The 6,993-nt window shown below is 55.8% G+C and carries 6 protein-coding genes; 2 read left to right on the top strand and 4 right to left on the bottom strand.

Annotation, left to right across the window (positions count from 1 at the left end; all coding sequences use genetic code 11):
• Positions 1 to 1,318 (bottom strand): bifunctional 2',3'-cyclic-nucleotide 2'-phosphodiesterase/3'-nucleotidase (locus AC2FND_RS12575; RefSeq protein WP_496770070.1); only part of this gene is annotated, 1,318 nt, incomplete at its 3' end.
• A gap of 544 nt (positions 1,319 to 1,862) precedes the next feature.
• Entirely contained in the window at positions 1,863 to 2,774 is a 912-nt protein-coding gene (locus AC2FND_RS12570) for a PhzF family phenazine biosynthesis protein (RefSeq protein ID WP_496770068.1), read from the bottom strand.
• A 132-nt stretch (positions 2,775 to 2,906) separates the two neighbouring features.
• Between AC2FND_RS12570 and AC2FND_RS12565 the strand changes: the two genes are divergently transcribed.
• Together AC2FND_RS12565 and AC2FND_RS12560 are read left to right on the top strand one after the other, a co-directional pair.
• Positions 2,907 to 3,809 (top strand): LysR family transcriptional regulator, encoded by a 903-nt coding sequence (locus AC2FND_RS12565; protein ID WP_496770067.1) that lies wholly within the window; start codon positions 2,907 to 2,909, stop codon positions 3,807 to 3,809.
• 154 nt (positions 3,810 to 3,963) lie between these two features.
• Positions 3,964 to 4,296 carry a YegP family protein gene (locus AC2FND_RS12560; protein WP_267367971.1) on the top strand — a complete coding sequence of 111 codons (333 nt, stop codon included), beginning with the start codon at positions 3,964 to 3,966 and terminating at the stop codon, positions 4,294 to 4,296.
• A 198-nt stretch (positions 4,297 to 4,494) separates the two neighbouring features.
• Here the strand turns inward: AC2FND_RS12560 and AC2FND_RS12555 are convergent, their stop codons facing one another.
• Positions 4,495 to 6,147: an FAD-binding oxidoreductase gene (locus AC2FND_RS12555; RefSeq protein WP_496770065.1), complete on the bottom strand. Its 1,653-nt coding sequence runs from the start codon at positions 6,145 to 6,147 to the stop codon at positions 4,495 to 4,497.
• Between the two features lie 73 nt (positions 6,148 to 6,220).
• On the bottom strand, positions 6,221 to 6,841 hold the full coding sequence (locus AC2FND_RS12550) for a glutathione S-transferase family protein (protein WP_496770063.1): 621 nt from the start codon (positions 6,839 to 6,841) through the stop codon (positions 6,221 to 6,223).
• Positions 6,842 to 6,993 lie beyond the last annotated feature (152 nt).

Raw genomic sequence — 6,993 nt, 5'->3', positions numbered from 1 at the left:
CTCGGCCGCCAGCCTTGAACGGTGCCGCCGCAGACAGGATCGGCAGCCCTTCATGCTCGGTGCCTTTCAGCATGTCTTCGACATACCATTTCTGCGCGATCGAGACGATCTGCACAGACGGATCATCCGCGACCAATGCGAAATAGCTGTGCAGCGGGGCCGAGGTCTTGCCGACCGCGCGCCGAACATAGGCCAGCGTTTCGTCATGAGCTTTCGCAACCGACTCCAGAACCTTCTGATCATCTTCGACCAGAGCGGTGATCGAGCGGTCTTCGTTGCGTTTGGAAATCGGTCGCGCCTCGGAGGTTGTGGTAACGACGCGCCATTCGTTGCCGTCCCGTTCCAAAAGCAGGTCCAGCAGGCCAAGATGCGACCCCCAGAAACCGCCCATGACGGCAGGTTTGCCCATCAGAGTGCCTTTTTCCACATCGACCCCTGGGCGGTCAGCAAATGTCGGTGACGGAAAAACCAGGTGATTGTGGCCGGTGACCAGCGCGTCGATCCCGTCGACACCTGCCAGAACCACCGATGCGTTTTCCATGCCGTCTTCATGATCGGCACCCCCGATCCCCGAATGCGACAGGGCGATGATCAGGTCACATCCCTGTTCCTTCATCTCGGGCACATAGGCCTGAGCCGTCTCGACGATATCGCGGGCTTGAACATTACCCTCCAGGTGCCTGCGGTCCCAGTTCACGATTTGTGGCGGGGTAAAGCCGATGACACCGATCCTGATAGGATGTTTGGTGCCGTCGCCCATCTCGATGTCTCGGTCGAGAATGGCATAGGCCTGAACAAGGGTCTTGTCGTCACGCGGGTTTGCACCTTTTTCCTTGGCGACGTTGGCCAGAACAACAGGGAACTCGGCACCGGCCAAAGCCTTGTTCAGGAATTCCAGACCGTAGTTGAACTCGTGATTGCCCAGCGTCGCGGCATCATACCCGACCGTATTGAAGGCCGTGATGATGGGATGACTGTCGCCGTCCTTCATGCCGCGCTCATAAGCGATGTAGTCACCCATCGGGTTGCCTTGCAGGAAATCGCCGTTATCCACCAAAAGCGAGTTTGTCGCCTCGGACCGGATTTCGTTGATGATCGACGCTGTGCGGGACAGGCCCACCGTGTCACGGGGTTTGTCCGAATAGTAATCGTAAGGGAACACATGGACATGGATGTCGGTGGTTTCCATGATGCGCAGATGTGCCTGATTATTAGCCGCCGCCACCGAAAACGGGTGCAGGGTAATTGCCGCTGCACCAGCGGTTGTGGTGGCAAGGAAGCGGCGTCGCGAAATTGTAGAACGGCTGGAGAAAGACATGGGTCACCTTTCAGGTTTGTTGGTCAACGCGTCTTTTTGCCTGTAATTCACAACAACCACATGAAACGGGGTTCCGGCGCTTTAGACGCGTCATATGTAGGCGCAATGCTAGGAACAATAGCCCAACTTCCTGTACTTGATAAGACATGGCGGAAGGGGAGCCGGGGCTAGCGATTGCTGGATCCAGCCAGCACCGGGAAGGTCCGGACCGATGAACGGTAACTCAGAGTTAAAAAACATCGAAAAGCAGGCCTTGGGCAACACCCTATTGTTGGCACAACACCACATCTCGCTCCTCGTCTCGGAGGCTTTCCGATGCGATCTTGGCCTATTCCTCGGAGGAGTGAGGTACCTCCAGTTTCCGAGCCACCTACCTTGGTCAATTTGTGTTGTCAGATTTCGACGTCAGCGGGCGACAGCACGCCGAGATTACAGCTGCAAAAACTCACGACGGGTAACTGGCGGGGCACTCCAGAAAGGGTAGGGGGCGTCTGCACCCCTTCCAATAACAGCGACGTAGATGCCGCACAAAATGCGGTCCGCGTCAAACTGAAATTTGAAGGGACTTCATAACTTTTCCATGCCCGCCGGCCATAAGGCCGGTGATCGCGCCGTCACAAACTTCGAGTTCAACCTGAATCAAACTAGGCGAGGGGGTGTCCATGAACATGCCCTGTTCAATCAGAAATCCGTGCTGACGGCGATGGCCCAGGTCGTGCAGGACACAGGCCAGCGGCCCTGCGGCCATTCCCGTCGCGGCCTCTTCATCGATTGCGTAACGGGGGGCAAACATGCGTGCGGTTGCGTCGCGTCCGTCCAAGCATTGGGCCGTTGTGAACACGTAATATCCGATCAGGTCCAGACGGTCGCTGATCGTTTTGATCTGCTCGAAATCGGGTTTGATCGAAGCCAGGGTTTCCCTGTCGGCAACTCCGATCACGACAAAACTGTTGCCGGTATTTACCAGGACGGGCGGCATTTCTTGATCCAGATTGCTCGTGGACAACCCCAGAGATCCCAAAACGTCCTGCAAACTGACACCCTGAGAGGTCCAATCTTCGGGCGTTTCATATCTAGGGGCCAATTGTTCCATAAACGCGGCACCATCCTTGATCATGATCCGGCGGGGGCCGTCTACAGTTTCTTTTGATGTTTCGGGATCAGGAATACGCCCAAGTGCATCCAGATGGGAAAAAGCGGCAATGGTCGCATGACCGCAATGCGCGATCCTGCGGTTCGGGGTGAAGAAGTCCAGTTTGAAACCCTCGGTCGCAGATTGCGAGACAAAGGCGGTTTCGGAAAGGCCAACCTGTGACGCGATCTTCAGCATCTGCGCTTCTGTTAACCCGTCGGCGTCCAGGACAACCCCGGCAGGGTTGCCCCCTACTCCGTTGTCCACAAAACCGTGCACGATCTGAACAGTCACGTTATGGCCGATGGTTTGGCTTATATTCATGGCGTTTCTCCCATTTCTTGCGGGCGCTTTTTTGCTTTGGCAAAGTGTCTTCGCCTGAGACATAGTGTGTTTCAACAGCCAGCAGAATAGTGGTATCTTTGAATTTATTATTTACAATTTTGGAATAATGGCATGGACAAGTTTCGCGCGCTTCTGGTCTTTTCGAAAGTGGCCGACCTGGGTGGCTTTGCTGCTGCTGCGCGCAACCTGAACATGTCGCCGCCGGCTGTGACGCGCACTATCTTGATGCTGGAGCGGGATCTTGGCATCCGGTTGTTCGTAAGAACGACGCGATCTGTCATGTTGACCGAGAGCGGGCGCAGATTTCTGGAAGATGCCAAGCGTATTCTCGTTGATCTGGAACAGGCGGAAAACGCTGCGGTCGGAACCTATTCGGAACCCAAAGGATTGCTCAATCTCACTTCGTCCGTATTGTTTGGCAAATTGTTCATCACGCCAATTCTTGCGGATTTTCTGGAGCGCTATCCAAAAATCGAGGCGCGAACATTTTATGTAGACCGGGTCGTGAATTTAATCGACGAAGGAGTGGATGTTGGTGTCAGGATTGGTCCGCTTGCGGATTCCAGCCTTATGGCAGTGCGTTGTGGTTCAGTCAGACAGGTCGTTTTTGCAGCACCCGAATACTTTGAACGGGCAGGTGAACCCGAAAGACCGGAAGATCTGAACGGTCATGTACTGATCAATTCCCAGCCCCTGTCGCCGTCGGGCCAATGGCAGTTTGATCAACTGGGCAAACCGATGCTTGTGCGTGTTCATCCACGGGTCAGCATGAATACGAACGATGCCGTGATCGAGATGGCGCTTCGCGGTCAGGGTCTGGCCCGGCTTTTGTCTTATCAAATCGCACCGTATCTGGCGGACGGACGACTCAGGGCTGTGTTATCTGATTTCGAACCGGCTCCTGCGCCGGTTCACATCGTGCACCACGAAGGGCGGATGGTGTCCGCAAAAGTTCGCGCGTTTGTCGAATTTGCCGCAAGTCGCCTGAAGCGTGAGGCAGCATTGGAATACTGAAGCATCGCATCTCGACCCACCGCTCTTACCGTTTTTCGAGGAAATTGCTGTGTCGGCAGGCGAATGAAAGTGTCATCTTTTTTCTTGAGACGTTTGTGTAATTATAGGAATGTCTTCGAAAAATTTGATCGTAGAACAAGGGAGTTGACGTCAAATGGCTGGAAAGTTCGAACTATACAAAGATAAGGCCGGTGAATTTCGGTTTCGCCTGAAAGCGGGGAATGGTGAAATCATTCTGGCCAGTGAAGGATATGTTCAGAGGGCAAGTGCCACGAACGGGATCGAGTCTGTTAAGAAAAACGCGCCGGATGACAGTCGGTATGAACGCAAGGAAACCAAGTCCGGCGGCCATATGTTCAACTTGAAGGCCAGCAATGGTCAGGTCATCGGCACCAGTGAAAGCTATACCAGCGCTTCCGGGCGGGATAACGGGATCGATTCCGTCAAACGGAATGCACCAGACGCACGTGTCGACGATCTGACCTGACTTGACGCGGCTGCTCTGCGTAGTTTCTGAATGTGCGGGCTGCGGCGGCGAAGTGCGATAGTGCAGCTCGCCGCCCAAAAGCCAGGGCGCCTGTTGGCCGGCATAGTTATTACCTACACGCGTCACATCGGGGAATTCTCACTTACCCTTGACCTCATAGGCTGACTTTCACGAACACTTGCGGATCGTGAAAGATCGTCAAACTGGACCAAAGCTTTCGGTGTGAATTTGGTCTGTAGGGATGCCCCGGCGTTCCAGATTAGCCTGTATCTCGGCCATAAAATTGACAGGGCCGCACAGAAAATAATGCGCGCTGGCATCGTCGATCAGGTGCGCCACAAGTGCCCCGTCGACACGGCCATGCGAGTCATAGTTCACCCCGAACTCATCCTCTGCCGTTGGTTGGCTGTAGGCCACATGCGACGTGATCCCCGGCCGCCTGGAGGCCATATCGCGAACTTCACCGGCCATAGGATGGTGTTGACCGTCCCGAGCGCCGTGGATGAACCAGACAGGGCGATTGCCACGCTCGCCTGCAACCTTATTCAGAATGCTTAACATCGGTGTGATCCCAACACCTGCGCTGACCAGAACCAATGGGCACCGGTCGCAGGTCATTGCGAAATCACCCGCAGGCCGACGGCTATTGATGATTGCGCCTGGCTCCAAATGATCGTGCAGAAATTGCGAGGCGATCCCCTGCGGCTCACGCTTGACCGTGATCCGATAGCGATGCTTGTTCGGTCCGTTGCTGAGCGAATAGGTACGGCGCACCGGTTCGGCGATCCCTGAAACTTTAAGCTCGATTGGCAGGTGTTGGCCGGGCTCGAACCCGGCTAGCGGGCCACCATCGCGGGCTTCGAAAACAAACGAGGTGACATCGACGCTTTCACGGGTCTTTTCGATCAGGCGGAGCGACCGTACTGAACCTGCATCCGAAGTCCATCTGAGGCTGACTGCCGCACGCGTTTCCACTACTTCGTCAATCTCCAGCGTCACCAGACGGCGCGCGCCAGGGACCTGTGTAACTTCGTCACTGTCCCAGTCGATCGTGGCAGTGCCGGTCAGTTGCAGCAAGCTACCGCTTTCGAAATCGACGAACAGAAATCCTGCCTTTGGGTCGAGCAACAGGTTGCCGATTGTGTTGAAGTGGTTATTGCCAGCATAGTCGGGAAACCGCAGTCTCCGGTTGTCCAGAACCTGCACGAAACCGCGGTCGCCACCGCGATGGGACGCATCCATTCCATAGGTCGGGCTTTCGCCCTCTTCACGGTAGCCGCTGGCGACAAAGAAAGTGTCGGCTGTTTCGACCCACCGGGCCTGATCCAACGTCAAATATTGGCTGCGCGATATTGGTCCAGGCCTTAAGTCTTCAACCCGGTGCCACGCACGTTCGCGGATGTATTGTGGGCAGTTGCCAAAGGTCTGGTCCACGTGAAAGTCAAAACCTGTTGGAGTGACGCGTCCGGCGCGGCCATTGATACGGTTGCGCCGACGCGTGGCCAACTCAATACCCAGGATGCCAATATCACTTTTGGGGTGAATGGCACCGTGCAACGCGTCACCTTGGGTCGGCAAGGCGGTTATGGAAAGCGTTTTGTTGTCTGGTGCAGTGACGAATCCGGCTGACCCTTCCAATAGCGTGACCCATGGTCGACCTTGCGCATCGCGCGCGGCCATCACAAGAAACGGCAGGGCGGTATGAAAATCCCGATGCTGTTCGGGCATGTGGTCGCGGACAACTTTCCGCGCCCAGTGTTCAATATCGCGGACACCCATCCGCGCCTGCGCCATGTGTTCGCCCCGATGAAAAGGGGAGGTGCTGCTATCGCTGGGTTCGATGGGTGTCATGGGATCCCTCTTCTGATGCGGTGCATGGAAGTGCATCGCGCGCCCGGCCGTCGGGGCCGGGCGCGCGTTGGTGTCAGGCGGCGAGGCCGACCTTGGTGCTTTGCATGGCCACAAAGCCGGGCAACGCCTCAACCCGGGCCAGTAGGGCGCGGATATTGGGATAATCATCCAGTGAAACATTCCCCTCAGGCGCATGGGCCGTATAGCTGTAGATCGCGACATCAGCGATGGATGGGCTGGTTCCGACCAGCCAGTCGCGTCCGTTCAAATGCGCCTCAAGCCGGTCAAAGGCGGATTTGGCGATGGCCTTGGCACGTTCTGCATCCAGTTGAGCACCAAAGACGGTGATCAATCGCGCTGCCGCTGGGCCGTAGGCAATGTCGCCTGCGGCCAGCGACAAGAACTTCTGAACCTCCGCCTCGCGCACCGGGTCAGTCGGCAACCAGTCAGGCGCGTATTTCCGCGCAAGGTACACGAGGATAGAATTGGAGTCGGCGATCATAATTTCACCGTCCTCAATCACCGGCACCTGTCCGGCAGGGTTCAGGGAAAGAAACGGCTCTTTCTTGTGTTCGCCAGACAGCAGGTCGACATCGATCAAATCGTGATTGATGCCGCCAAGCTTGGCGAATAGTTCCACCCGGTGTGAATGCCCGGACAATGGATGACGGTGGATTCGGATGGCGTTTGGCATGTCTGCTTCCTTTCGGAGGAGTTTCTTGGGAGTGAGCTGACGATGTGGGTCAGCGATCACTGGCTAGAACATGGCAAAACCATTTCCAGTTATAATCCTGCATTTCATTCAGTAACTATGAACGAATTGGGTATAATAGGGCATACATCAAC

The organism is Ruegeria sp. BHSB056 (assembly GCF_059613305.1).
This window is presented reverse-complemented; position numbering and strand designations above follow the sequence as displayed.

Excerpts from the sequence above, each read along its gene's own strand:
- AC2FND_RS12550 (WP_496770063.1), bottom strand. The coding sequence starts at position 6,841 with ATGCCAAACGCCATCCGAATCCACCGTCATCCATTGTCCGGGCATTCA.
- AC2FND_RS12570 (WP_496770068.1), bottom strand. The coding sequence starts at position 2,774 with ATGAATATAAGCCAAACCATCGGCCATAACGTGACTGTTCAGATCGTG.
- AC2FND_RS12565 (WP_496770067.1), top strand. The coding sequence starts at position 2,907 with ATGGACAAGTTTCGCGCGCTTCTGGTCTTTTCGAAAGTGGCCGACCTG.
- AC2FND_RS12560 (WP_267367971.1), top strand. The coding sequence starts at position 3,964 with ATGGCTGGAAAGTTCGAACTATACAAAGATAAGGCCGGTGAATTTCGG.
- AC2FND_RS12555 (WP_496770065.1), bottom strand. The coding sequence starts at position 6,147 with ATGACACCCATCGAACCCAGCGATAGCAGCACCTCCCCTTTTCATCGG.